Origin of the sequence: Micromonospora sp. NBC_00389, from assembly GCF_036059255.1 — a bacterium.
In the GTDB taxonomy this organism is placed as follows: domain Bacteria; phylum Actinomycetota; class Actinomycetes; order Mycobacteriales; family Micromonosporaceae; genus Micromonospora.
Map to the genome: position 1 here is coordinate 1,021,369 of NZ_CP107947.1, position 24,351 is coordinate 1,045,719.

At 73.6% G+C, this 24,351-nt stretch carries 23 protein-coding genes; 9 read left to right on the forward strand and 14 right to left on the reverse strand.

The genetic code is table 11. The features are described from left to right. Nucleotides 1-28: 28 nt before the first annotated feature. From panC to OG470_RS04895, 3 genes are all read right to left on the reverse strand, one after another. A complete protein-coding gene (gene panC, locus OG470_RS04885; protein ID WP_328421196.1) occupies nt 29-877 on the reverse strand; it encodes a pantoate--beta-alanine ligase in 849 nt (282 codons plus the stop codon). Further along, a complete protein-coding gene (locus OG470_RS04890) occupies nt 874-1,854 on the reverse strand; it encodes a Rossmann-like and DUF2520 domain-containing protein (protein ID WP_328421198.1) in 981 nt (326 codons plus the stop codon). The genes panC and OG470_RS04890 overlap by 4 nt, the downstream gene beginning before the upstream one ends. Before the next feature lie 154 nt (nt 1,855-2,008). After that, nucleotides 2,009-3,295 (reverse strand): phytase, encoded by a 1,287-nt coding sequence (locus OG470_RS04895; protein WP_328421200.1) that lies wholly within the window; start codon nt 3,293-3,295, stop codon nt 2,009-2,011. 54 nt (nt 3,296-3,349) lie between these two features. On the opposite strand from OG470_RS04895, the gene OG470_RS04900 reads away from it, so the two are divergent. After that, the gene (locus tag OG470_RS04900; RefSeq protein WP_328421202.1) at nt 3,350-4,684 is read left to right on the forward strand and encodes an SAM-dependent methyltransferase; all 1,335 of its coding nucleotides are present in this window, start codon (nt 3,350-3,352) and stop codon (nt 4,682-4,684) included. Beyond that, the gene (locus OG470_RS04905) at nt 4,681-5,868 is read left to right on the forward strand and encodes an NADH-quinone oxidoreductase subunit D (protein ID WP_328421204.1); all 1,188 of its coding nucleotides are present in this window, start codon (nt 4,681-4,683) and stop codon (nt 5,866-5,868) included. The genes OG470_RS04900 and OG470_RS04905 overlap by 4 nt, the downstream gene beginning before the upstream one ends. A gap of 10 nt (nt 5,869-5,878) precedes the next feature. On the opposite strand, the gene OG470_RS04910 is transcribed toward OG470_RS04905, so the two are convergent. The 4 genes from OG470_RS04910 to OG470_RS04925 all read right to left on the reverse strand — a co-directional run bounded on the left by OG470_RS04910 (nt 5,879) and on the right by OG470_RS04925 (nt 10,365). Further along, nucleotides 5,879-7,603 (reverse strand): hypothetical protein, encoded by a 1,725-nt coding sequence (locus tag OG470_RS04910; protein WP_328421206.1) that lies wholly within the window; start codon nt 7,601-7,603, stop codon nt 5,879-5,881. Between the two features lie 110 nt (nt 7,604-7,713). Beyond that, nucleotides 7,714-8,718, reverse strand: a complete 1,005-nt coding sequence (locus OG470_RS04915) for a glycine betaine ABC transporter substrate-binding protein (RefSeq protein WP_328421208.1) — start codon at nt 8,716-8,718, stop codon at nt 7,714-7,716. Nucleotides 8,719-8,944: 226 nt separating this feature from the next. Further along, nucleotides 8,945-9,682: an ABC transporter permease gene (locus OG470_RS04920; RefSeq protein WP_328421210.1), complete on the reverse strand. Its 738-nt coding sequence runs from the start codon at nt 9,680-9,682 to the stop codon at nt 8,945-8,947. Further along, a complete protein-coding gene (locus OG470_RS04925; protein WP_328421212.1) occupies nt 9,679-10,365 on the reverse strand; it encodes an ABC transporter permease in 687 nt (228 codons plus the stop codon). Before OG470_RS04925 ends, OG470_RS04920 begins: the two co-directional genes overlap by 4 nt. Nucleotides 10,366-10,367: 2 nt before the next feature. Between OG470_RS04925 and OG470_RS04930 the strand changes: the two genes are divergently transcribed. Next, nucleotides 10,368-11,372 (forward strand): ABC transporter ATP-binding protein, encoded by a 1,005-nt coding sequence (locus OG470_RS04930; RefSeq protein ID WP_328421214.1) that lies wholly within the window; start codon nt 10,368-10,370, stop codon nt 11,370-11,372. An 89-nt stretch (nt 11,373-11,461) separates the two neighbouring features. Here the strand turns inward: OG470_RS04930 and OG470_RS04935 are convergent, their stop codons facing one another. From OG470_RS04935 to folP, 7 genes are all read right to left on the reverse strand, one after another. Then, nucleotides 11,462-11,962, reverse strand: coding sequence for a hypothetical protein (locus OG470_RS04935; RefSeq protein ID WP_328421216.1), 501 nt, complete (start codon nt 11,960-11,962; stop codon nt 11,462-11,464). A 56-nt stretch (nt 11,963-12,018) separates the two neighbouring features. Further along, nucleotides 12,019-12,327 (reverse strand): hypothetical protein, encoded by a 309-nt coding sequence (locus OG470_RS04940; protein ID WP_328421218.1) that lies wholly within the window; start codon nt 12,325-12,327, stop codon nt 12,019-12,021. A 53-nt stretch (nt 12,328-12,380) separates the two neighbouring features. Continuing rightward, on the reverse strand, nt 12,381-13,592 hold the full coding sequence (locus OG470_RS04945; RefSeq protein WP_328421220.1) for an ABC transporter permease: 1,212 nt from the start codon (nt 13,590-13,592) through the stop codon (nt 12,381-12,383). A gap of 120 nt (nt 13,593-13,712) precedes the next feature. Continuing rightward, on the reverse strand, nt 13,713-14,252 hold the full coding sequence (locus tag OG470_RS04950) for a DUF3180 domain-containing protein (RefSeq protein WP_328421222.1): 540 nt from the start codon (nt 14,250-14,252) through the stop codon (nt 13,713-13,715). A gap of 19 nt (nt 14,253-14,271) precedes the next feature. Next, the gene (gene folK, locus OG470_RS04955; RefSeq protein WP_328421224.1) at nt 14,272-14,799 is read right to left on the reverse strand and encodes a 2-amino-4-hydroxy-6-hydroxymethyldihydropteridine diphosphokinase; all 528 of its coding nucleotides are present in this window, start codon (nt 14,797-14,799) and stop codon (nt 14,272-14,274) included. Continuing rightward, nucleotides 14,796-15,161: a dihydroneopterin aldolase gene (folB, locus tag OG470_RS04960; protein WP_328421226.1), complete on the reverse strand. Its 366-nt coding sequence runs from the start codon at nt 15,159-15,161 to the stop codon at nt 14,796-14,798. The genes folK and folB overlap by 4 nt, the downstream gene beginning before the upstream one ends. 112 nt (nt 15,162-15,273) lie before the next feature. Then, the gene (folP, locus tag OG470_RS04965) at nt 15,274-16,143 is read right to left on the reverse strand and encodes a dihydropteroate synthase (protein WP_328421228.1); all 870 of its coding nucleotides are present in this window, start codon (nt 16,141-16,143) and stop codon (nt 15,274-15,276) included. Nucleotides 16,144-16,501: 358 nt separating this feature from the next. Here folP and OG470_RS04970 point away from each other — a divergent pair, with 358 nt between their 5' ends. Genes OG470_RS04970 through OG470_RS04995 form a run of 6 tightly spaced genes read left to right on the forward strand, consistent with a single transcriptional unit; the run spans nt 16,502 to nt 24,338 of the window. After that, nucleotides 16,502-16,816, forward strand: coding sequence for a hypothetical protein (locus OG470_RS04970; RefSeq protein WP_053654780.1), 315 nt, complete (start codon nt 16,502-16,504; stop codon nt 16,814-16,816). Nucleotides 16,817-16,829: 13 nt separating this feature from the next. Beyond that, the gene (locus tag OG470_RS04975; RefSeq protein WP_007466101.1) at nt 16,830-17,192 is read left to right on the forward strand and encodes a hypothetical protein; all 363 of its coding nucleotides are present in this window, start codon (nt 16,830-16,832) and stop codon (nt 17,190-17,192) included. A gap of 49 nt (nt 17,193-17,241) precedes the next feature. Next, entirely contained in the window at nt 17,242-20,655 is a 3,414-nt protein-coding gene (locus OG470_RS04980) for an ATP-binding protein (protein ID WP_328421233.1), read from the forward strand. A 1-nt stretch (nt 20,656) separates the two neighbouring features. Beyond that, nucleotides 20,657-22,612 carry an MFS transporter gene (locus tag OG470_RS04985; RefSeq protein WP_328421235.1) on the forward strand — a complete coding sequence of 652 codons (1,956 nt, stop codon included), beginning with the start codon at nt 20,657-20,659 and terminating at the stop codon, nt 22,610-22,612. Then, nucleotides 22,609-23,166 (forward strand): hypothetical protein, encoded by a 558-nt coding sequence (locus tag OG470_RS04990; protein WP_328421237.1) that lies wholly within the window; start codon nt 22,609-22,611, stop codon nt 23,164-23,166. The genes OG470_RS04985 and OG470_RS04990 overlap by 4 nt, the downstream gene beginning before the upstream one ends. After that, on the forward strand, nt 23,163-24,338 hold the full coding sequence (locus tag OG470_RS04995; protein WP_328421239.1) for a M23 family metallopeptidase: 1,176 nt from the start codon (nt 23,163-23,165) through the stop codon (nt 24,336-24,338). The genes OG470_RS04990 and OG470_RS04995 overlap by 4 nt, the downstream gene beginning before the upstream one ends. The last annotated feature ends 13 nt before the right edge of the window (nt 24,339-24,351 follow it).

Sequence of the window (24,351 nt, forward strand, 5' to 3'; positions counted from 1 at the left end):
CGCGATGGTGGTGAAGGGTACGGCCGGATCAGGGGCGGGGGGCGAGGTGGATCGCCGCGTTGTCGATCAACCGGGTGCTGCCCACCCACGCGGCGATCACCAGCCGCGCCGGCCCGGACACCGGCCCCGGCTCCAGCTCCGGATCGGTGAGTACCAGGTAGTCGAGCCGGGCACCGGGCGTACCGGCGCCGAACGCGGCGTGCGCGGCGGACAGCACCGCCCCCGCGTCCAGGCCGTCGTCGGCGGCCCGCGCACCGGCCAGCAGCGCGGCGGACAGGCTCAACGCGGCGGCCCGCTCGGGCTCGCTCAGGTAGCGGTTGCGGCTGGACAGCGCCAAACCGTCCGGCTCCCGGACGGTCGGCACGCCAACCACCTCGACCGGTACGTCCAGGTCCCGGGTCATCCGCCGGACCAGGGTGAGCTGCTGGTAGTCCTTCTCGCCGAAGAACGCCAGGTCAGGCCGGGTGAGCTGGAGCAGTTTCAACACCACGGTGAGTACGCCGTGGAAGAAGCCGGGGCGGCTCGCGCCCTCCAGTTCCGCGCCGCGCGGGCCCGGGTCGAGCCGCACCCGGGGCTGGCCGTCCGGGTACATCTCGGCCACCGACGGGGCGAAGACCAGGTCGGCGCCGGCCCGCCGGCACACCTCCAGGTCCGAGTCGAGCGTCCGCGGATAGCGGTCGAAGTCCTCGTTCGGCCCGAACTGCAGCGGGTTCACGAAGATCGTCACCAGCACGTGGTCGGCCTGGTCCCGGGCAGCGCGCAGCAGCGTCTCGTGCCCGGAGTGCAGCGCGCCCATGGTCATCACCACGGCGACGGTGCCCTTCAGCGCGGCCCGTGCCTCGGCCAGGTCGGCGCGGGTGTGCACCAGCTGGGTCATGCCGCCACCTCCCGGCTGGTGCTGGCGAGCACGCCGAGCAGCGACTGCGCGTCCACCGGCTGGAGCCGGCCGGCGGCGATCGCCCGGTCGGCGGTACGCCGGGCCAGCGCCAGATAGGCGGGGACGGACTCCGGGGCGGTGGCGGCCAGCCGGGCCAGGTGCCGCTGGACGGTACCCGCGTCACCGCGGGAGACCGGGCCGGTCAGCGCGTCGTCGCCCAGCCGCAGCGCGTTCTCCAGGGCGGCCCGCAGCAGCGGGGCGAGCACCTTCTCCGGCTGGGCCACACCGGCGTCGCGCAGCCGGTCGGTCGCCTCGTTCACCAGGGTCACCAGGTGGTTCGCGCCGTGCGCCAGCGCGGCGTGGTACAGCGGGCGGTCCGCCTCGCCCACCCACTCGGGCACGCCGCCGAGGTCGGCGACCAGCCGGGCGGCCAGCGGGCGCAGCTCCGCCGGGGCGGTCACCCCGTAGGAGATGCCGGCCAGCCGGGCCAGGTCGTCCGGCGTACCGGTGAAGGTCATGGCGGGGTGCAGGGCGAGTGGCCTGGCGCCGACCGCCACGGCGGGCTCCAGCACGGCCAGCCCGTGCGCGCCGGAGGTGTGCGCGACCACCTGGCCCGGGCGCAGCGCGCCCCGGTCGGCGAGGTCGGCGACCACCCCGGCCAGCGCGTCGTCCGGCACCGCGATCAGCAGCAGATCGGCGGCGGCGTGGGCGACGGCGGCGACCGGACGGCGAGGTACGTCGGGCAGCAGCAGGGCGAGCCGGGCGCGGCTGGCCCCGGAGCCGCCGGCGACGGCGACCACCCGGTGCCCGGCTGCGGCGAGCGCGGCGCCCAGCACGGCACCGACCCGTCCGGCGCCGACGACACCGACGGTCAGGAAGCGAGAGGGAACGGAAGCCGGGGCGCCGGTGACGGCGCGGCCCTGCGGTACGGCGGCTCCGCGCGGGGCGGCCGGACGCGGGCGCAACGGTGCGCTCATGACGACGATCCAGTCCTCGAGAAGGGGTACCGGTCGATCGCAAGTATGCGCCCGGGTCACGGAACCGGGACAAGCATGTGTGAAAACCTTCACGACCCCGCCGGGCGGGATCGGCGCGGTGGCCCCCGGACGTTTCCGGGGGCCACCGCGACGGTCAGTGCCGGGGGCGGAGGAATCCGGCGTCGAGGAACTTGAAGTCGGTGTCCGGACGGGCCTCGCCGTCCTCACCCGGGGTCTCCGGGGTGTTCCGGCCGTCGTGCACCACCAGCAGACCACCCGGGTAGCCGGGCAACGGGGTGGAGACCACGGCCGCGCCGTCACACTCCTGCGACCCGTCGACCCGGCCGTCGACCACCGCGAACCGGCCCGTCGGCCGATCGGTGCGCCGGTCGTAGGTGTAGAAGGTGTCGTCACCCTGACTGGACACGAGCAGGGTGCCGGTGGAATGCCCGGTGGGGTAGATGGTCAGCCCCTCCACGTCCTGGGCGATCCGGCCGCCGAAACCGGGATCGGCCGCGTAGTCGGTCACGCAGTCCTCCTCCTCGGCGTCGTACGCCGCCGGCACGCCGTACTCGCGGACCCGCTCCACCGACACCGGTGCGCCCACGAACCGGCCGTGGACCAGTCGGGTACGCCACAGCCCGACCTTCTCCTGGGCCAGGTGCACCACCCCGCTGTCCGGGTCCACCACCGTTCCCTCCACCTGCGGGCCGTCACCCGGGTCGGTGCACGGCGACCACGCGGTGCCGTCGGGCAGGGTGAACGTGCTGGGCAGGGTCAGCCTGTCCACCCGCCGGTAGCTCACCTTCCCGGCCCGCTCCACCAGCCGGAACACCCCCACCTCCGGGGTGCTGCGCCGGCTCACCACGGCGTACACGCTGCCGTCGGTGTCGGTGTACGTGCCCAGCCCGTACGCGGTGCGCTGCTCGTTGACCCCGGCCTGGTCGGCGTTGAACGCGAACGGCACGTCCGGCGCGGTCACGTCGGTCAGCAGCCGGGTGCGCGGGTCGATCCGGTAGAAGCGCAGGTGGTCACGCCCCCGGTCGGTGACCACGGCCAGGTCCGCGCGCCGGCCGGCCAGCCGGAACCCGCCGACCAGGTCGACGTTGTTGAACCGGCCAGCCTCGTCCTCCGGTCCGGGTGCCGGCGGGGTGGCGATCACCTGTCGTTCGCGGGCCCGCAGGTCGTACACCCGCAGACCGCCGTTCTTCGCGGTGGCGATGACCAGGCTGCCGGCCCGGTCGGTCGGGTTGACCCAGATCGCCGGATCGTCCGCGTCGGCGTCCCCGCCGGCCGCGTCGTCAAAGAGGGAGGGGGTCTCGACCACCGCGCGGACCGGGCGCGGGGTGTCGGTCCCTGCGGGGCGCGGCGCGGCGGTCGCGGGAGCGCCGGCCAGCAGCAGCGGTACGACCGCCAGCGCGGGGATCACGAGTCGTCTCATACCCGGTGACCGTAGGGTCGGCACGGTGACGCACCCTGAACACGGAATGAACTGATGTCGATTCCCTGGCGTGACGCGATGAGCCGGGCGCTCTACGGGCCGGGCGGCTTCTTCGTGGCCGGTGCCGGGCCGGCCGACCACTTCCGGACCAGCGTGCACGCCTCCCCGGCGTTCGCCAGCGCACTGCTGCGCCTGATCTCCGAGGTGGACACGGCCCTCGGCCACCCTTCCCGCCTCTCCGTGGTCGACGTCGGCGCTGGGCGAGGGGAGCTGCTCCTTACCCTGCTCAGGCTCGTCTCATCCGAAGACGCCGCCGGGTTCGCCGCATCCGAGACCGCCGCCGGGCTCGCGGTGGGGGTTTCCGGGGAGCCCACCCGCTCCGGGCGGTCAGGCTTGATCCCTCCGCGGGCGGGCTCCCCGGAAACCCTGACCGCCACGGCCGCCGCCCGGCCGTCACGTGATGTGCCGTCGTCGGGCGCCGTCCGTCCGTCGCTGGCGGAACGGGTGCGGTTCACGGCGGTTGAGCTGGCACCTCGTCCTGAGCACCTGCCTGAGGAGATCGAGTGGGTGTCTGCGATTCCTGCTGGGATCAACGGGGTGCTGCTGGCAACCGAGTGGTTGGACAACGTTCCGTTGGACGTGGCGGTGCACACCAGGGATGGCTGGCGGTACCTGCTGGTCGACCCGAACAGTGGCGCGGAGACGGTTGGGGAACTCGTCAGCCCTGATGATCTCGAATGGTTGACGACATGGTGGCCAAGGCCCACGAGCCTGCCTGGTGCGGACCGTGACTTGAATCCGGCGGCGGCCGGAACTGCCGCGACCAGCGGAAGCGAGCCGGGTTTCCGGGCAGCCCGGCCGGCGCAGGGATCAAGCCTGACCGCCCGGAGCCGGCCGGGCTGCCCGGAAACCCCCCACAGCGACCACACACGAGCCGAGATCGGGCGGGCAAGGGACGCAGCATGGGCGGACGCGATAAGCAGGATCGAGCGAGGGATGGCCGTGGCCGTGGACTATGGGCACCTGCGGGACGGGCGGCCGGTGGACGGGACGCTGACCGGGTACCGGGGTGGGCGGCAGGTGCCTCCGGTGCCGGACGGGTCGGCTGACGTGACCGCGCACGTGGCCATGGACTCGGTCGCCTCCGCCGGCGCAGCGGTCGCCCGGTGTGCGTACTCCCTGGTCTCGCAGCGGGAGGCGCTGCGGGCGCTCGGGGCCGACGGCGGCCGACCGCCGCTGAGCCTGGCCGGCACCGACCCGGCGGGGTACGTGCGGGCACTGGCCGCCGCGTCGGCGGTGGCCGAGCTGACCGACCCGGCCGGGCTCGGCGGGCACTGGTGGCTGCGCCAACCGGTCGGCATCCCGCTCGGGCCGGCCGTGGCACGATGACGGGCATGACCACCGACGCCGGGGACCTCCGTGAACTGACCGTCGGCACCGGGGCCGGCTTGGTCGCCGACACCGGCGGTGAGCAGCTCGGCACCGACATGGTGCTGAACATCGGCCCACAGCACCCCTCCACGCACGGCGTGCTGCGGCTGAAGCTGGTACTCGACGGTGAGCGGGTGGTCGCCTGCGAACCGATCGTCGGCTACATGCACCGGGGCGCGGAGAAGCTCTTCGAGGTGCGCGACTACCGGCAGATCATCGTGCTGGCCAACCGGCACGACTGGCTGTCCGCGTTCTCCAACGAGCTGGGTGTGGTGCTCGCGGTGGAGCGGCTGATGGGCATGGAGGTGCCGGAGCGGGCCACCTGGCTGCGGATGGCGCTGGCCGAGCTGAACAGGGTGCTCAACCACCTGATGTTCCTCGGCTCCTACCCGCTGGAGATCGGCGCGATCACGCCGATGTTCTACGCCTTCCGGGAACGGGAGACCATCCAGGCGGTGATGGAGGAGGTCTCCGGCGGCCGGATCCACTACATGTTCAACCGGGTGGGCGGGCTCAAGGAGGAGGTGCCGTACGGCTGGACCGGACGGGCCCGCGCGGCGATCGGCGAGGTACGCCGGCGGTTGCCGGACCTGGACCACCTGATCCGGCGCAACGACATCTTCTTGGCCCGGACCGTGGGGGTGGGCGTGCTCTCCGCCGCCGACGCCGCCGCGTTCGGCGCGTCCGGGCCGGTGGCCCGGGCCTCGGGGCTCGACCTGGACCTGCGGCGCGACGACCCCTACCTGGCCTACGACGAGCTGGACGTGCCGGTGGTGACGAAGACCGCCGGCGACTGCCACGCCCGCTTCGAGGTGCTGCTCGACCAGGTGTACGCGTCGCTGGACCTCGCCGAGCAGTGCCTGGACCGGGTGGATCAGCTGACCGGACCGATCAACACCCGGCTGCCCAAGGTGCTGAAGGCGCCGGAGGGGCACACCTACGCCTGGACCGAGAACCCGCTCGGCATCAACGGCTACTACCTGGTCTCCCGTGGCGAGAAGACGCCGTGGCGGCTGAAGCTGCGCACCGCGTCGTACGCCAACGTGCAGGCGCTGGCCACCCTGCTCCCCGGCTGCCTGGTGCCGGACCTGATCGCCATCCTCGGCTCGATGTTCTTCGTGGTCGGGGACATCGACAAGTGACCTGACCGGGTCAGCGCCAGCGGTCGGTGGGCGGGGCGCCGCCGGCGCGCGGCGCATCGTCCTGCGGCGGGTAGCCGTACTGCTCCTCGACGCGGCGCCGGCCGGCCCGCTCGGGTGCGGGTTCCGCCTGGTGGCCGCGCTGGCGCGGGGGGCGCCACTCGTCCGGCACCGGCACGCCGCCGACCGGCAGCGCTGGCCGGTCCTCCGGTTCGGCCCGCCAGCCCCCGTCGCGGTCGTGTCGGCGCGCCGGCTCGTCCCGGTGGTACGACTCGCGCTCGTCGTAGCCACGCGGCTCGTCGTACCGGCCCGCGTCCTCGTACCGGCGGGCGTCCTCGTGGCGGCGGGGCTCCTCGTGGCGGACGGTGGCCCATCGATCGGCCACCTGGTACTCGGTGCCGGTGGCGTCCGCGTGCATTTCGGCCCGGCGCTCACCGACCCGCAGCTCACGGCCGTGCTCGTCGTCGCGGACGGCCGCCCACCGGTCGCCGGTACGCAGCTGCGACCAGTACTCGCCGGTGTCGTCCGCTCGCAGGGCCGGCCCGGGCTGCGGCGCTGCCGTCCGATCCGGCTCACGCTGCTCCGACCAGCCGCGGTCGTCGTGGTGGTCGTCCGGGTTCGGCCAGGAACCCGGGTGCGGCCGGTCGGGTGCCCGCTCGGGTCGAACGCCCCAGCCGGGCTCACCCCGGGTCGCGGCCTGCCCGGCCCAGGGCCGGTCGTCGCCGGAGCGGCGATCGTCGGCGGGGCGGGCACGGTCGTCGTAGCCGGACCGGCCGCGTTCCTCGGGCTCACCCCACGAGCGGTCAGCCGGCCGGGAAGGCTCCTCCGCGCCGCCGCCCCGGGCCCACTCCCGTGCCGGCGGGGTCCACTGGCCGGCGTATCCGCCGCCGTACGGCGCTCCCGGCTCGGCCGGACCGCCGTCCACCACGGTGTGCCGGGTGGTCACGTGCACGGTCTCGGTGTGCCGGACCACGCCGTGCGGCCGGTGCGCCGGCTCGGGGCGGTCCTGCTCACGAGGGCGAGGGGCCGACCCGTACCCGGCGGCGGCTGGTCGCTGCGCGCCGTACACCCCGCCGGCTGTCGGCGGCTCGGCACCGTACAGCCCGCCGCTGGCCGGCGGCTCGGCGCTGGCGTCGGCGGCCGACCGCGGGTACGCCGGCTCGTCATCGTCGGCGCGCTCGGGACGGCTCCACCGGGGGGTGGCGTCCTCCGGACCTGGCACCCGGCCCCGACCGGCCGGGGCGTCGCCGGGCACCGGCACCCGGCTGCGGGCGACCGGAGCGGCGTCCACCGGCTCGGCGGCTGGCACCCGTGCCCGGCCGGCACCCGCCGGGTCGACGGAGGGGGTGGCACCGGCGAGGGCGGCGCCGCTGGCGTCGAGGCGGCGGCGGACTGCGGCGACCCCCTCCTGGGCCCGCTGCGCCTGATCGAGCGCCTGGTTGCCGCGCTGAGCGGCAGCCACGATCTCGGTGCGCAACTCCCGGCGAAGCTCCTCGATCTCGTCCAGCAGCTCGTCGGCCCGCGCCGAGGCACCCTCCCCATCGGTCCGCAGCGCGATGGAGAGGCCGATCAGCACCACCGCCAGGATGGCGAGCACCGCCGCGAAGCGCAGCGGCCCGTTGCCGTCGGCGACCAACAGGATCAGCGCCGCCACCGGGGCGAGGGCCACACCGGCCCAGAAGAGCATGGTCAGCAGCGGCGATTGACGCCGGGCGTCGGGGGTGACCGGGGCTGGCATGGCTGTGCAGCCTACCGACGATCCCCACCTGAGGGAACGGGTCCCCGGAACGCGCGGACGCCCCCGCCCCGTGTGGGGGCGGGGGCGTCGTCAGCACGCTACGCGGTGGCTCAACTGGTGGCGAAAGCGCTGTCCGAGGAGAAGATCAGGCCGACGCTGATGGCACCGGTGCGCAGCCCGTTCTTGGTCAGCGGCCCGCCCTGGTCCAGCGAGGAGAACGAGCCCACCGACAGCCCGTACGTCTTCTCCAGGCCCGGCTTGCAGAACGGACGCTGCTGGCACTCCGGCGGGCCACCCAGCACGGTCGCGTTGCCGGAGCACTTCGCCGCCAACTCGGAGAGGGTCCGCACGCCGTACTTGTCGGCGAAGGCCTGGGTCACCGCGAAGGCGTTCTGGTCCTGGGCGGCAGCCGGGGCACCGAAGGTGATGCCCGCCTTGTCGCCTTCGGCCTTGAGCGCGGCCACCGTGTTGTTGATGTCGGGCGAGGAGACCGGCGGGGGGTTGGCGCCGTTGGCCTTGGTGTTGAGGAACTCGGCCATGGTCGCGGCGTACTCCGGGACGACCTGGATCTCGCCCTTCTCCAGTGCCGGTTCGTAGAGCTCCCGGTTGCCGATCTGCTGAACCTTGACCTGGTAGCCGGCGGCGGTGAGTGCGATCCGGTACAGCTCGGCCAACGTCTGGCTCTCGCTGAAGTTGCCGGCGCCGACGACGATGTCGCCGCCCGGCCCCTTGGCGATGCCCGCAGTGAGGTTGTTCGCGGTGGCGAACTCCTCGGCTGCCACCTTGGGGGTCTTGCGATCGGTGTCGACGGCCTTGTTGAGCAGGACCAACTTCGGCGTGTCGAGCGCGGCGGAGACCTTGTCCAGTGCCGCGATCAGCTGCGGGTTGGCCACCTTGCTGTTGACCGCGGGAATGACGTTGTCGGAGTTCTGGAGCTTCTTGTCGTCCTGCAGAGCGATGAGCTGCTGGCCGGCGACCGGGGCGCACCCGGCCCCGGAGGCACCCGCCTGCGGCGCGTCGGTGCCGGACGAGCCGGCGTCACCGCACCCGGTCAGAAGCCCTGCCGCGGCGATGACGCCGATCGTGCCGATCGCCAGACGTGTTTTTGCGCGCATGTGCCCGCCTTCCGTGTCCCGGCGCGACCCGTCCCGGGCCGGCCGCGTGTCCGACGGGCGATCCTGGCTGTCGGTCGCCCGCGAATATCCACCCAACATGGTCCGCAACCGACCGACAACTTGGGGAGGGCTTCGTCACCGCATCGTCACCGGCCGGCCCGCCGCCGGTCGCCGGCTCGGCGACCGCTCACCCGGACGGGTAACCCGCCGAACGGGCCTGGGTGGGTCAGGCGCTGCCGGTGGCGTCGGCGGGTCGGGGCCGCCCGGCGCGCTGCTGACCGCGCCGTAGCGGACCGGGGGTGACCAGCCGTTCGACGCCGCCCAGGATCACTTCGGCCAGCAGCGCGAGCCCGGCCACCAGTACACCGCCGGCCACGATCTGACCCCCGCCGGCCGCGATGCTCAGGCCGAAGCCGGTGCGGATGATCTCGCCGAGACCGCCGCCGTTGACGAACGAGGCCAACGCTGTGGTGGCGATCACCTGCACGGCGGCGGTCCGGAAGCCGGCGGCCAGGTAGGGCACCGCGAGCGGCAACTCCACCCGACGCAGCAACTGCCCGCCCGACAGGCCCATCCCGCGCGCCGCGTCGCGGGCCTCCGGGTCCGCCTGACGTACGCCGGTGTAGGCGTTGGCCAGCAGCGGCGGTACGGCGAAGACGGCCAGGGCCACCACCACCGGCGTACGGCCGAAGCCGAGGAAGGTCAGCGGCAGGATGGTCAACAGCGCCAGGGTCGGGATGGCCAGGGTGGCGTTGGACACCAGCACCACCAGGCCGCCGCCCCGCCCGGTGTGCCCCAGCCAGAGCCCGAGCGGCCAGGCCACCAGACAGCCGAGCGCCACCGCCGCAGCCGAGATCGCCAGGTGCTCGCCGAGCCGGTCCAGGATGCCGCCGGGGTTGGTCCAGTTCAGGGGGTCGTTGAGCCAGAGCACCGCCTGGTGCACCGGGTTCGCGGCGGCGCTCACCGCGCGCCCCGGACGGACCAGGGGGTGACCAGCCGGGCCACCAGGACCAGCAGCAGATCCAGCAGCACCGCGAGCGCCACACAGAGCACTGTGCCGGTCATGATCTCGGCCTTGTAGAGGTTGTTCTGGAAGCCCGCGAAGATCAACTGCCCGAGCCCGCCGTGCCCGACCAGCACCCCCACGGTGACCAGCGCGACCGTCGACACGGTGGCCAGTCGCAGCCCGGTCAGGATGCCCGGGATCGCCAGCGGCAGGTCGATCCGGAACAGTCGCCCCCACCGGCCGTAGCCCATGCCCTCCGCGGCCTCGCGGACCTCCGGCGGCACCTGGTTGAGCCCGGCCACCACGTTGCGCACGATCAGCAGCAGCGCGTACAGGACCAACCCGACCAGCACGGTGGTGGCGCCGGTGCCCAGGTAGGGCGCGATGAACGCGAACAGCGCCAGCGACGGGATGGTGTAGATCACACCGGTGATGCCGAGGATCGGACCGGCCAGCGGGCGGAACCAGTAGGCGACCACGGACAACGGTAGGGCGATCAGCACCGCGATCAGCACCGCCCGCCCGGTGAGGGAGGCGTGTTCGCGCACCGCGGCGAGGATCGTGTCAGAGTTGTCCCGCACGTACTGCCAGGAGAACCAGGGGTTACCCGGGTCGGCCCGGTAGCTCAGGCGGAAGGACATACGTGGACGTTACCCCGGAGGCCGCCGGCCTGGCCGAGTCCCCTCGCGCGGCGTCGATCTCCCTGCAGGGCATCCAGAAGCGCTACCCGAACGGCACCGAGGCCGTCCGGGAGCTGAGCCTGGAGGTCAAAGCCGGCGAGTTGGTGGTGTTGATCGGACCGTCCGGCTGCGGCAAGTCGACCGTGCTCCGCATGATCAACCGTCTGATCGAACCGACCGCCGGCCGGATCATGCTCGGTGACGAGGACGTCACCGACGTCGACCCGGTGCGGCTGCGCCGTCGGATCGGCTACGTGATCCAGAACGTCGGGCTCTTTCCACATCAGACGGTCCGGGCGAACGTGGCCACCGTTCCCGGGCTGCTCGGCTGGTCGCGGGACCGGACCCGGGCCCGCGTCGAGGAACTGCTTGACCTGGTCGGGCTGGACCCGGCCCAGTTCGGTCGCCGCTACCCGCACGAGCTGTCGGGTGGCCAGCGGCAGCGGGTCGGGGTGGCCCGCGCGCTCGCCGCCGACCCGGTGGTGCTGCTGATGGACGAGCCGTTCTCGGCCGTCGACCCGATCGTCCGGGCCCGCCTCCAGGAGGAGTTCCTCCGCCTCCAGGCCGAGGTCCGCAAGACGATCGTGCTGGTCACCCACGACCTCGACGAGGCGGTCCGGCTCGGCGACCGGATCGCCGTGCTCTCCGAGGGCGGGCACCTGGAGCAGTACGACACGCCGGCGGCCCTGCTCGGCGAGCCCGCCACCCCGTTCGTACGCGAGTTCGTCGGGGCCGACCGGGGCATCCGCCGGTTGGCGGTCACCCCACTCGACCGGGAGTCGCTGGACCCGGTGCCCGGCGACGCCCCAGCCGACCTGCCGACCGTGCCGCTGGACGGCTCCGCGTACGACGCGCTGGCGGTGCTGCTCACCTCGGGACGGGACCGGCTCCTGGTGACCGACGACGGCCGACCGGTGGGCGCGCTCAGCCGACAGCGTCTCCTCGACCTCGGCCGCTCGACGGGCTGACCGGGCGCCGACCCGCCCGTTCGAACGGGCGGTCTCGCCGGTGTCCGTCCGAGCGCGCCGATCGGATCAGGCCAGCACAGCCGGTCTGGTCACGCCCGGCCGCCGAGGCTGGCGGTGCCGATGATCCAGCCGGAGAGGAAGCCGTAGCCGGCGCCGGCGCTGGCGTCCTGCAACGCCCCCAGCAGCGACGGGTCCGGGCCGAGCAGCGCCGCCAGCACGGCGGCGAGCCCCCCGGCCAGCACGTACGCGGCCCAGCCGGAGAAGAACTGGCTGACCGGACCGGGCACCCGGGCCACCTGGGCGGCGGGCAGCAGGTACAGCAGGGCCACCGCGAGGACCACCAGCAGCACGGCCCGCAGGTCGGCGGCGAACAACCCGCCGGCCTGGCCGTCCGCGTCCAGCCGCCAGGCCGGCCAGGCGAGCACTCGCAGGTAGTAGGCGACGCCCGACTCCGGGTCGGTCTGGGTGCCGGCCCACCCGGTGTACGCCGGGCTGCCGCAGATGCCGACCAGCAGCAGCACGGCGAGCGCCCCGGTGCCGGCGGCCGTCCCGTAGCGGCTGACCGGGCCGGAGCGGTGGAAGAGTGCCATGATCCGCCCAGGGCCCGAGCCAGCCGGCCGGGCGGACCTGGGCTGCCCCGACCGGCTCAGTGCTTCTGCAGGTAGTCGATGAAGGCGGCCCGCAGCAGTGGTGCCGACTCCTCATAGCCATGACCGGTCAGCTCCCGCCACAGCGCGGAGGCCTCGTCGATGGTCGGGCCGATCGAGTTCGGTGCGCCGTCCAGGACCGTCGCCTCGTCCGCGTTCGGCAGGTGCCGCAGCACCGACCAGAAGAACCCCACGTCGCGGTGCTCCCGGGCCCGGGCGAACGCCCGCTCCCGCAACTCCTCGGTGGACAGCGCGTCGAGCTCCTCGAACGAGGATCCGCCGGGGGTGGCGGCAGGTGTGTCGGTCATGCCGCCGAGCCTAACCGTCGAGATCAGCTCCGGCTCGGCGGACGCGGCACGGCTCATCGGCCATCGTCCCACCGGCGCGGGCTGTCCTCCCAGCGCGGGTCCCGCCACGGATCGGCCTGTTGGGGCGCAGCCGGCGTCGGCAGCGTGGGGGGCCAGTTGTCGACCGGCTGCGACAGCGGCACGTTCCAGCCCGTGCTGATCGTGCCGTCACCGACCGGCTCCGGCCGGTCGGTGCTGCCCGGCCGGGGCCGCCCGAACGTCTCGACCAGCCGGGTGACCAGCAGCCCGACGCCGATCGCCACGCCGCCGACCGTCCAGGTGTCCACCGTCCAGTCGCGTGCCCGCGCGTACGCCTGGAAGGTCGTGACCAGGCCCACCGCCAGCAGGGTCCCGAACACCCCACCCCGGCGGCCGAACGCGCTGGTGCCGCCCAGCAGGGCCATCCCGATCGCCAGCACGGTCCAGTCCAGCCCGGGGGTGGGCGTGACCGACCCGGGGCCGTTGGCGGCGAGCAGCACGCCGGCGAGCGCGGCCAGCACCGTGGAGCCGACCAGCGCGACCGCGGTGACCACGGCGGCCACCGCACCCCGGCGACGGGCCGGATCGGCGACCGGCCGGTTCCGGCCGACCAGCCGACGGATCGCCCGGATCCCCCCGAACAGCCCGCCGAGGATCGCCACTGCGGCGAACCCGGCGAAGAGGTAGCCGGCGGTACGCCCCGGGTCGTAGTCGCCCTGCACCAGCACGGGCGCCGACCGGCGTTCGATGAACACCATCACGCCGGCCGCGCCGGCCAGGCTGGCCGCCCAGCCCGGCACGTGCAGCACCACCACGGCCAGCGCCAGCGCCAGCCCGCCCAGCGCGGCGACCGCGATGGCCGGGCCGACGGAGTCGCGCAGGCCCTGGTCGCCCTGCTCCGCGTAGTGCAGTGCGGCGGCGAGCGCGATCGGCCCGACCGCCAGGTTCGGGGCGGCGGTACGCAGGCTCAGCCCGGCGGCGAGGGCGAGCAGCCCCAGCCCGACCGCGTCGACCAGCAGCGTGCGCAGGCCGGTGCCGCGCAGCGCCGCCGGGTCGGCCCGCCAGAGCAGCCAGCCCAGGGCGGCGAGAGCGGCCAGCAGCAGGATCTCCCAGACCACGTGCACGCCCACCCGGTCCCGACCGGGCTCACCGTGAGTGGGGTCGTCGAAGACGTTCTCCAGAACGGTGGCGGGGACCCCGGATGAGGGCTCCACCGACCGGTCCCGGCCCGTTTCTTCGTACGTCATGACGCCGCCTCCCCGCTGGCCGGCCCTCCCTGGTCCGGCGCGCGGACGGACCGGGGGCGGCCGTTGCTCTCCGGTCGCAGGCACCGTACCCGCGCCCGGAGCCGGGCGTAACCCCTCTGCTCAGCGCTGGCCGGGGCGGCTCTCCCGCTGGTCGGCGTCGCGCTCGTCGTCCGGGCGCTCCGGCACCCGGCAGGAGCGCTCCAGCCAGAGCGCGGCACCGACCAGCGCCAGCGAGGCGAGCAGGCCACCTCCGGCGGCCGGCCGATCCTCCACGGCAGCCTGGGTGGTCTCGACGAAGAGCCAGCCGGTGAGCCCGGCGTAGAAGCCGGCGAAGATGGCCGCGGCCAGCGCCGACGCCTTGGCCAGCACCAAGAACCGGGCCACCAGCAGCGGGTTGACCGGCTCCCGGCCGGGCTTGCGCTCGATCCGACCTCGGGTGTTGATTGCGGCGTACCCCTCCAGCACGGCGAGCCCGGCCAGTGTCACCACCGGCAGCCAGGGCAGCCGGGGGATGCCGCTGTAGTAGAGGGTGCTGATCAGCAGCCAGGCCACCGCCGCCGCGGCCAGGGCGGCCACGACCAGGGTGGAGATCCGGGTGGGGCCCATCCGCGACCGGTCCGGGCCCGGCCCGCCCGGTGGTGGGGACTTCGCCTGCGTCATGCCGGCCGGCTCCGCTCGGTCATGCCGTCGACTCTAACGCCAACTCCGGCCGCGGACGCAGATCCAGCGCGTGCTCCGCCGCGGGGCCGGCGGTGAGCAGGTCGGTCAGCCAGCCGTGACCGGGCAGCCGTCCGTACGGCTGGATGTCGATCCACGGTCGCAGCACGAAGGCGCGCAGGTGTGCCCGGGGGTGTGGCAGGGTCAGCTCGGGGTCGTCGCTGAGCACCGGCTCGTCGTCGTCGCCCCAGACCGCGATCACGTCCACGTCGAGGGTGCGCGGCCCGAACCGCCGCTGTGGGTCACGGACCCGGCCAGCCGCGCGCTCCGCGGCCCGGGCCCGCTCCAGCCAGTCGCGCGGGGCGGCGGCGTCGTCCTGGGCCAGCAGCACCGCGTTGAGGTACGCGGGCTGGTCCTCGTCCCCCCACGGTGGAGTCTCGTACACGCCGGAGAGCACCAGCACAGCGTCGCCGAGCGTGGCGACGGCCGTCCGGAGATGGCCCAGCCGGTCGCCCAGGTTGCTGCCGAGCGAGAGCACGGCCCGGGTCACCGGGCACGCGCCCGGGTCATGGTGACGGCCACGTCGGTGAAGGTGTGCGGCACCGGCGCCTCCGGCTTGTGCACCGTGATCGTGGCGGTGGCGACCCGCTCGTCGGCCAGGCAGACCGCGAGCAGCCGGTCCGCGAGGGTCTCGATCAGGTTCACCGGCTCACCGGTCACCACCGCGACCAGGCGTTCGGCCAACTCGCCGTAGTGGACGGTGGCGGTGACGTCGTCGCTGGCGGCGGCCGGGGCGAGGTCCAACTCGAGGATCGCGTCGACCACGAAGTCCTGCCCCTGGACACGTTCGAAGTTGTACACCCCGTGCCGGCCACGGGCCCGCAGGCCGGTCAGCTGAATCCGGTCGGTCATCGCTTCCTCTCTCGCCGACCGGCCACCCGACCGGTCGGTCCTGCGCCTGTCGGGGGCGCCTGACGTGGGCCGGCGCGTCCGGCAGTGCACCGGCGCGCCCGACGTGGGCCGGTCATTCGGGCCGCCCGTGACCGACCCGCGTGGTGGCCAGGTGCGGGCGTCCGGTGGCGGCCCAGACGGCGAGCGCGTCGGCGGTGGCCCGCACGTCGTGCACGCGTACCCCCCAGGCGCCCGCCGCGACCGCCAGCACGCTGGTGGCGACGGTGGCCGCCTCCCTCTGCGCGGTGGGTCGCGGCGTGTCGTCCGGGGCGGCGAGCAGCCGGCCCAGGTAGGACTTGCGGCTGGCACCGAAGAGCAGCGGGTACCCGAGATCCAGCAACTCCGGCAGGCGGGCGCTGAGCTCCCAGTTGTGCGCGGCCGTCTTGGCGAAGCCGAGGCCGGGGTCGATGACGATGCGGTCGGCGGCCACCCCGGCGGCCAGCGCCGCGTCGACCCGCTGGGCCAGCTCGGCCCGGACGTCGGCCACCACGTCGGTGTAGCTGGCCAGCTCGCGCATCTGCCGGGAGTGGCCACGCCAGTGCATCAGCACCCAGGGGCAGCCCGCGTCGCGGACCACCCGGGCCATGTTCGGGTCGGCCAGCCCACCGGAGACATCGTTGACCACCGCCGCGCCAGCGCCCAGCGCGGCCTCGGCCACCCGGGCCCGGCTGGTGTCGATGCTGACCCGCACGCCAGCGGCGGTCAGCTCGCGGATGACCGGTAGCACCCGGTCGGCCTCGGTCCCGGCGTCGATCCGCTCCGCGCCCGGGCGGGTCGACTCGCCGCCGACGTCGACCAGGTGCGCCCCTGCGTCGCGCAGACGGACGCCATGTCCGACGGCCGCATCGAGGTCGGCGTACCGTCCGCCGTCGGAGAAGGAGTCCGGCGTGACGTTGAGGACGCCCATCACCACCGGGCCCGGGGCCCGTACCAGATCGGTCACGGCTAGACGGTACCGGTCGCGGCGGCGGTGCCCTCCGACCCGGGTCGGCCGCCGCCCCACCACTCCTGACGTGCGGATTGGAACAGGTGTACGATCGGTCGTCCGGGCAGTATCTGGTAGTCCCGTCGCGGCTTGTCGCAATCCGGGGCGGCCCGTACGCTTTGGAATCGGCCAGCATCGAGATGGCGAAGCCTGGAGGGAGGGCCGAAGCGGGGAAAAACCGCCCAAAGCTCGCCACTCTCCGTGGTGAGTAACGAACGCAGGGTCGAGAACGCTGCGCCCTGCGGAGCACATTTCCCGCCAGGCTTGCCTATTGCACCGCCGCGGCACCCGCCGGCCGCGATATGGGGAGGTTCCAGTGATCGCCTTCGAGCTCATGGAGACGGCGTCGTCCGGCGTCGCCCACGCGCTCTCCACCCTGGCGTCGGCTCCACTCGCCGAGCCGGCACCGAAGGGGATCGACACCAACGGTGTGGTCACCTTCTTCGCCAGCAAGATCGCGCCAATCCTGCTGGCCGTCCTGGGCGTCATCTTCATCGGCCGAGCCAGCCGGGGCGAGATCTCCAAGGTGCTGACCAGCTCCGCGATCGCCATCGTCGGGCTGGCCTTCATCGCCGGCGCGGCCACACTCTTCTTCGTCGGCGATTACCTGATCGACCTGATCTTCGAATAGGCGCGGTCACCAGATGCGGCTGCGCACCGACGACGACATCTACCGGGCCCGCCTGGTCTACCTCGGGCCGCCCGGCTACACCCTTCCGGTCCACCTGCCGTACGCCCAGTACGGGCTCTTCATGCTGCTCGTCCCCCTCTACATGTTCATCCACTGGCTGTTCACGCTGACGGTCGAGCTCTTCCCGGCCTGGGAGATCGCGCTCGCCATCGTGACCACGTCGTTCATCTTCCGGCACGTCGACCCGGATCGGCCGGCGCGGGTTGTCATCCGCACCGCGCTGACCGACTGGCGACGTACCCGGGAGCCGGCGATCGAGCAGCGCGACCCGCGCCTGGTCGGCAGCCGGATCAGGATCCGGGAGGAGCTGGCATGACCGGGCGTACGCCGATCGGTCCGTCGCACGACGCGGGTGAGGCGGTCGCATGAGTCGCTCTTCCACGCCGGGTCCCCCGGCCGGCCGTCCGGCCGTACCGGGAGGTCACCGTGCGCAGTCATTTGACTACGCCGAATCCGAGGATGAGGTGGCGCTCGATCCCGCGCTGGTGACCTCGCCCGGGCACGGCGCGGTCGGCGTCTTCCAGGCCCCCCGGCCGGTGCCCCGCCGGACACCGCCCGCCGAGCCCAGCGCGGTGTCGGCCGGCGAGAACGCCGACATCGACTCCCCGTTCCTGGACCTCTTCGGCGCGTCCCGGCCGGGCACGGCGCGAGCCGCGCCGGCCGGCCCGGCCACCCGGGAGCAGCCGGCGATCCCGCAACAGCCGCCCGCCGCCACGCCGACCCATCCGGCCCAGCGGGTACCGGATCGGGCACCCCAACCGGAACCACGGTGGACACCCGACGACCCCGCTCGCGGCGGGCGGGCTGTCGAGCCCGCCAGCGGCGGGCGGCCTGTCGAGTCGCGGCGCGGGGCCGGCAAGCCCGCCATCGAGTCCCGGGTGCCGCACCAGGCCAGCGACCGGCTGCCGATGCTCCACCCCCCGACCGAGCCCAACCCGGCTACCGCGGGCACCTCCGCGTCGTCGACCAGCGGTCCGGCGACCTGGCCGCCGGCCAGCACCGCGCCGGAGGACCGGCCGCCGGCACCGACTGGGTCGGTCAGCGCCGGGCCGGCGGATCGGCCGGCCCTGGAGCGCGCGCCGCGCCGCGCCGCCCGGACCGGCTCGGCCCTGCCCACGCCGGTCGGTGCCGAGCCGACCGGGCGGGAGATCGCCGCACCCCGCCAGCGCGCTGCGAGCCGGCCTGCCCAGCCGGCCCGGGTCCGCGCGCCGAAGATCAAGTTCGGGGACCGCGACCCGTCGGTCGAGCTGGCCATCACCGAGATCGCCGGCCACCTGACGTTCACCCCGAACACCGTCACCGCCTGGTACTGGCTGCCCGAGGTGCGCTGGGCCTTCCGGCCGGACGCCGAACGCGAGGCGCTGCTGTCGGCGATCTCCGAGCAGTACGCCGGCCTGGCCGGCTTCCGGCTGCACCTGCGCCGCACCACCCGTCCGTTCCCCGCCGACGAGTGGGCGCGGACCATCGACGCGCACACCTCGGCACCGCTGCCCGACGTGCCCGGCACCGCCGGCTGGGCCGACCACCTGGTCGCCGCCCAGCGGCACCTGATGGCGGTCAACCACGCCGAGGGGCAGACCTACCTCGGCGTCACCTTCGCCCGCCGGTCGCTCGGCGACTCGCTCACCGAGCGGTTGCTACGCACCTTCGGTCGCGGCACCGCCGACGGCGAACGCCGCAAGCTGGGCCGCACCGTCGAGCAGTTCGACGAGGTGCTCGGCGCGTTCGGCATGCGCGGCCGACGCGTCACCGCACAGGAGCTGGAGTGGCTGCTCTACCGCTCGGTGGCGCTGTGCATGGCACCGCCGGGCCGGCTCTCCCCGGTGACCGACGGGCGCTGGGAGCGCGGCGACCTGCTCGCCATGACCGAACAGGTCGAGCGCTACCGCACCCCGTACGGCTCGACGGTGAAGCTGGTCAACCGGATGACCGGCGAGGAACGGCACGTGGCCGTACTCGCCGTCGGTCGGATGGAACCCCTGGAGATCCCGGAACGGCACGAGCCCTGGCTGCACTTCCACGAGCGGCTGCCCTGGCCGATGGAGATCTCCACCCGGGTCGACATCCTCGGTTCCAACGACTCGTTCCGCAATCTCGAACACCGGCTCCGCATGATCCGTTCCCAGCAGCTCGACTACGCCGAACACGGCATCGACGCGCCGCCAGAGTTGGAGCGGCTGGCCAAGCGCGCGCTGGTGATCGGCGACGAGATGACCACCGGGCTGCCGGTCGACTCGGCCCGCGCGCACGGCTGGCACCGCATCGCGGTCGGCGGCCGCACCCGGGAGGAATGCCTGGAGCGGGCCCGTCGGCTCATCCAGCTCTACTCCCGGGAGCTGCGCATCTCGCTCCAGCACCCGAAGAACCAGGACTGGCTGGCCCGCGAGTTCATCCCCGGCGAGCCGATCGCCAACACCGGTTACGTCCGCCGGATGCCGGTCCCGCTGCTCGCCGCTGCGCTCCCCCAGGCCGCCTCCAACGTGGGCGACCGGCGGGGCGACCTGATCGGCCGGACCGCGGGCACCTGCCGCCGTCCGGTCTTCCTCGACCTGCACTTCCCCATGGAGGTCCGGGAACGCTCCGGGCTCGCGGTCTTCGTGGCCGAGCCGGGCGGTGGCAAGTCGACCCTGCTGGGCGCACTTGGCTATCTCGCCGCCCGGCGGGGTGTCCAGGTGACCCTGCTCGACCCGTCCGGGCCGCTGGCCCGGCTCTGCGCCATGCCCGAGCTGCGGCCGTACTCCCGGGTGTTGAACCTGACCGGCTCGGAGCACGGCACCCTGGCGCCGTACTCGCTCATCCCGACGCCGCTGCGCAGCGAGTTCGGGGCCGGGGCCGCCGGTGACCGGGAGTTCGAGATCGCGGTCTCCAACGCGCGGGCCGAGCGGCGGATGCTGGTCCAGGACATCTGCATGATGCTCGTGCCGCCTCAGGTGGCCCGGGAGGCGTCCACCGCCACCCTCTTCCGGCATGCGGTCCGCCAGGTCCCCGCCGAGGAGACCTCCACCATGGACGACGTGGTGAGCTGTCTCGGGCGGCTCGACGACGACGCCGGCAAGGAACTGGCCAACCTGCTGCTGGACACCGCCGAGATGCCGCTGGCCATGCTCTTCTTCGGCCGGCCGCCGGAAGGGCTGCTCGGCGCCGACGCGGCGCTCACGGTGATCACCATGGCCGGACTGCGGCTGCCCGACCTCAAGATCGAACGGGAGTACTGGTCCGCCGAGGAGTCGCTCGCCCTGCCGATGCTGCACACCGCGCACCGGCTCGCCGTCCGCCGCTGCTACGGCGGGTCGATGTCCTCCCGCAAGCTGGTCGGCCTGGACGAGGCGCACTTCATGGAGGGCTGGCGGTCCGGGCGTTCGTTCCTGGTCCGACTCGCCCGGGACTCCCGCAAGTGGAACCTGGCCGCGCTGGTCGCCTCGCAGAACCCGCGCGACATCCTCGGCCTCGACGTCCAGAACCTCGTCTCCACCGTCTTCGTCGGCCGGATCGCCGAGGACGCCGAGATCGCCTCCGAAGCGCTACGCCTGCTGCGGGTGCCGGTCAACGACGGGTACGAAGCCACCCTGGCCTCGCTCTCCGCCGCCGACACCAGCTCGTCCAACCGGCTCGGCTTCCGCGAGTTCGTGATGCGGGACGTCGACGGGCGGGTGCAGAAGGTCCGGGTCGACGTCTCGTACGTCGACGGGCTGCTGGACCACCTCGACACGACGCCCGCCGCGATCGCCGCAGCGGCCGGAGTGCTGCCGAGCATCCCCCTGCCGGATCTGGAGGCGTGACATGGCGAGGGCCCGGGCACGGATCGCAGCGTTCCTGCTCGCCCTCGGCGTACTGGCCGGGGCCTCCCTCACCTGGCCGCTGATCGGTGCGGAGGCGGCAGCCGCCGCCCCGCCGGCCGCCCAGGCCCGCGCCGACCTCTGCACGACCCCGGAGTGGCAGGCGGACTTCCGGGCCTGCGTGGCGAAGCTCAAGGAGGTCAGCGAAACCGAGATCACCTGCCGCAACGCGCCGACCCCTGGAACGCCGGACTCCGGGCTCGCCGGCTGGTTCGCCGGCCGGCCGGACTCCGCCAAGCAGCCCGGTCCGAAGGGGCTCTACAGCGACTACGGCTACGCCGGCTACAGCTATCCGACCTACGACATCCCGGGCGGGTGCGCATCGTCGGTTCTGCATCCGGATTACAAATTCACCACGACAGTCGCGAACGGCGAATTCATGATCGCCACCGCGATCGTCGGCGCCTCGAACGCGCTGCGGGAGCGCGCCTGGGACCCGCGCTCGATGTGGGGCTGGGCCGATCCCCTGGTCGAGCAGGCGACCAAGGCCGTCTACCAGAAGGTGTTCAGCGTCTTCGGCATCGTCACGCTCTGCGTGGTGGGGCTCTACCTGCTCTGGCGCTCCCGCCAGTCGGACATGAGCAACGCCATGACTACCGCGGGCTGGGCTCTGCTGGTCATGGTCGCGGTCACTGCGCTTGCCGCCTGGCCGGTCAAGTCGGCGAACATCGCGGACGGCACGCTGATCACGACGCTGGGCGTGGTGCACGACGCCGTCGGTCCGGCGGCCCGGGACACCCCACCGGACCGTTGTGCCTTGCCGAATCCAGACGCCTGTGTCGACAAGCGGCCGCCTGCCGTGCGGGCCAGTGACACGGCCGCTGAGGCGATGCTCTACCGGAACTGGCTACGTGGCGTGCTCGGCTCGGCCGACAGCGAGACCGCCCGCAAGTACGGTCCGGCGCTCTACGACGCCAAGGCGCTCTCCTGGGAGGAGGCGGAGAAGCTGCGCGCCAACCCGGCCACCCGGGACGCGACCATCAAGGCCAAGCAGCAGCAGTGGGCGCGGGTGGCGCAGCAAATCCAGACCGAGGACCCGGAGGCGTACGAGTACCTCCAGGGGGTGCGGGACATGGACCGGGTCGGTGCCGGCTTCATCGCGGTGCTGGCGTCGCTGCTCTTCGCCATGTTCGACCTGACCGCGTCGCTGCTGGTCCTGCTCGGCTTCCTGATCTTCCGGTGGGCGGTGATCGCGGCGCCCATTCTCGGCACCGTCGGCCTGCTCCGCCCGGCCAGTGCCGGGTTGCGGCGGCTGGCGAACGCCGTGGTCGCCGCAGTCTTCAACATCGCCATCTTCGGCACCGGGGCGGCCATCTACCTGTTCGCGGTCGACTTGATCATGAGTACGCCGACCCTGCCCGGCTGGCTCCAGGTGGTGCTGGTCTGGCTCTGCGGGGTGGTCGGCTGGCTGCTGCTGCGGCCCTACCGACGGATCACCCAGCTCGGCGGCAAGGACAGCAGCGAGGCGGTCAGCTCGGCCGGGTCCTGGCACCGTCGGTTCTTCCGGGACATGCGGACGGCGGCGCGGCTGGACGTGGCAGAGCCCGGTGGCACGGCGGAGCCGGTGGGTGGACGCCGTCAGTCGCCGGTCGCCGAGCGGACCTCGCTGCGCCCGGAGGCGCGGCAGGAAGACCCGGGCTCCGTGCCGACCCGTCCGGCCGACGGCCAGCGCACCGGCGCCGGGCGCCCGGACGGTAAGGAGCGCGCGGACGAGGCGCCAGCGGAGGAGACCGGTGGCCGGAGCCGTCCGGTCGCGCCTCAGCCCCGTCGCCGGCAGCCGGCAACCTGGACCGAGCCGGACGTTCCGGCCGAGAACCCGTCATTCGTGGTCTACCGACCGGGCTCCGCCGATCGTGCACCGGACCGCCCCGGCCCCCGGGTGCGCTCAGAGGCGCGGTGACGGTGATGCGACGTGCTCTGGAGTTTCTGGCCACCCGCGCGCTGCGGTCCCGGCTGGGGGTGGCGCTGGTCATCGCGGTGCTCGTCCTCGGCGTGGTCGGGGCGGCCCGGCTGGTCTCCGGCCCCGGCGATCCGACGGATGGATTGAGCAGCCGACCGAACCGGCCGATCACCACCGTTGATCCCGCGGCGGGTGACGACGGTGCGATCTCCACCGACGCTCCGCCGTCACCGGTCACCCGGCCCGGCGACCGCACGCCCGAACAGACCGCCGACCGGTTTGCCGCTGCCTGGCTCGGCCGCCCCGGTATGACCGCGGAGCAGTGGCAGACCGGCCTGCGTCCGCTCTCCACTCCGGCGCTGACCGAGAAGCTGGCCGGCGCCGAGCCCGGCGGAGTTCCGGCCGAGGAGGTCACCGGACCGCCCGCGGTGCAGTCGCGCACCGAGACGTTCGTCGAGGTGCTGCTGCCCCTCGACACCGGTCGGCTCCGACTGGAACTGATCGCCGCGGACGGCGGTTGGCTGGTCGACGTTTTGGACTGGGAGCGCCCATGAACGACGGCAGCGGCTCCGCCGCCCTCCGCCGACCGCTACGGCTCGGCGTTGTCGCTTCGGTGCTGACCGGGGTGCTGCTCCTGCTCTGCTGTACCGGTGGGACCGCGGCCTTCTTCCTCAGTGGGCTCAGCGGCGACGCGGAGGACGGGGACACGCTGGCCAACGAGGACTGCGGTCCCGTCCGGCCCGTGGACATCACCGGCAGGCTGCCACGGTTCACCGAGTACGGCGACGCCCAGGTCCGTAACGCAGCGATCATCATCAAGGTCGGCCAGGACATGGGCGTGCCCTCGCGGGGATGGGTGATCGCCCTTGCCACCGCGATGCAGGAGTCCGGCCTGCGCAACCTGGCGAACAGCGGCGTGCCGGAGTCCCTGGCCCTGCCGCACGAGGGCGTCGGCGCAGACCACGACTCGCTGGGCCTGTTCCAGCAGCGGCCGGGGTGGGGCACGGTCGCCGAGCGGATGACCCCCGCGTACACGGCCCGCAAGTTCTACGAGAAGCTCGTCGGGGTACGGGGCTGGCAACGTCGACCGCTGACCGCAGTCGCGCAGCAGGTCCAGATCAGCGCCTATCCGGACGCCTACGCCAAGCACGAGGAGCTGGCCAGCCGGATCGTGAACGCGCTGTCCGGCGGCGCGGCCCGCACCATCGAAATCAACGGCAAGGCGGTGTGCGACGCGGCCGAACGCGGTCAGATCGCCGCCTCCGGCTGGACCGCCCCGATCCCTGGTGGGGTCGGCTCCGGCTTCCGGACCGCCCAGCGGCCCGGCCACAACGGGGTCGACATCGGGGCAGCCAAGGGCACCGAGATCCGGGCTGCTGCCGCTGGTCGGGTACTGGTCTCCCAGTGCGACCCGGACGACAGGGGCCGGCTCGACTGCGACGTGGATGGGTACCCCGGCAAGGGCGGCTGCGGCTGGTTCGTCGACCTGCTGCACGCCGGCGGCTACATCACGCGGTACTGCCACATGGTGGTCCAGCCCCGCGTGCAGCCCAATCAGATCGTGGCGGCCGGCGAGGTGATCGGCCAAGTGGGCAGCAGCGGCAACTCCTCCGGTCCGCACCTGCACTTCGAGGTGCACCTACGCAACGACCGGACCAGCCGTGGCGCTATCGACCCGAACCAGTTCATGCGCGGGCGGGGTGCCCCGCTGCGCCGCCCGGCATGAGGTCACCGAAGGC

Coding starts and splice junctions, on each gene's coding strand:
- panC (WP_328421196.1), bottom strand. CDS start 877: ATGACCCAGCTGGTGCACACCCGCGCCGACCTGGCCGAGGCACGGGCC.
- OG470_RS04890 (WP_328421198.1), bottom strand. CDS start 1,854: ATGAGCGCACCGTTGCGCCCGCGTCCGGCCGCCCCGCGCGGAGCCGCC.
- OG470_RS04895 (WP_328421200.1), bottom strand. CDS start 3,295: ATGAGACGACTCGTGATCCCCGCGCTGGCGGTCGTACCGCTGCTGCTG.
- OG470_RS04900 (WP_328421202.1), top strand. CDS start 3,350: ATGTCGATTCCCTGGCGTGACGCGATGAGCCGGGCGCTCTACGGGCCG.
- OG470_RS04905 (WP_328421204.1), top strand. CDS start 4,681: ATGACGGGCATGACCACCGACGCCGGGGACCTCCGTGAACTGACCGTC.
- OG470_RS04910 (WP_328421206.1), bottom strand. CDS start 7,603: ATGCCAGCCCCGGTCACCCCCGACGCCCGGCGTCAATCGCCGCTGCTG.
- OG470_RS04915 (WP_328421208.1), bottom strand. CDS start 8,718: ATGCGCGCAAAAACACGTCTGGCGATCGGCACGATCGGCGTCATCGCC.
- OG470_RS04925 (WP_328421212.1), bottom strand. CDS start 10,365: ATGTCCTTCCGCCTGAGCTACCGGGCCGACCCGGGTAACCCCTGGTTC.
- OG470_RS04935 (WP_328421216.1), bottom strand. CDS start 11,962: ATGGCACTCTTCCACCGCTCCGGCCCGGTCAGCCGCTACGGGACGGCC.
- OG470_RS04940 (WP_328421218.1), bottom strand. CDS start 12,327: ATGACCGACACACCTGCCGCCACCCCCGGCGGATCCTCGTTCGAGGAG.
- OG470_RS04945 (WP_328421220.1), bottom strand. CDS start 13,592: ATGACGTACGAAGAAACGGGCCGGGACCGGTCGGTGGAGCCCTCATCC.
- OG470_RS04950 (WP_328421222.1), bottom strand. CDS start 14,252: ATGACGCAGGCGAAGTCCCCACCACCGGGCGGGCCGGGCCCGGACCGG.
- folB (WP_328421226.1), bottom strand. CDS start 15,161: ATGACCGACCGGATTCAGCTGACCGGCCTGCGGGCCCGTGGCCGGCAC.
- OG470_RS04975 (WP_007466101.1), top strand. CDS start 16,830: ATGCGGCTGCGCACCGACGACGACATCTACCGGGCCCGCCTGGTCTAC.
- OG470_RS04980 (WP_328421233.1), top strand. CDS start 17,242: ATGAGTCGCTCTTCCACGCCGGGTCCCCCGGCCGGCCGTCCGGCCGTA.
- OG470_RS04985 (WP_328421235.1), top strand. CDS start 20,657: ATGGCGAGGGCCCGGGCACGGATCGCAGCGTTCCTGCTCGCCCTCGGC.
- OG470_RS04995 (WP_328421239.1), top strand. CDS start 23,163: ATGAACGACGGCAGCGGCTCCGCCGCCCTCCGCCGACCGCTACGGCTC.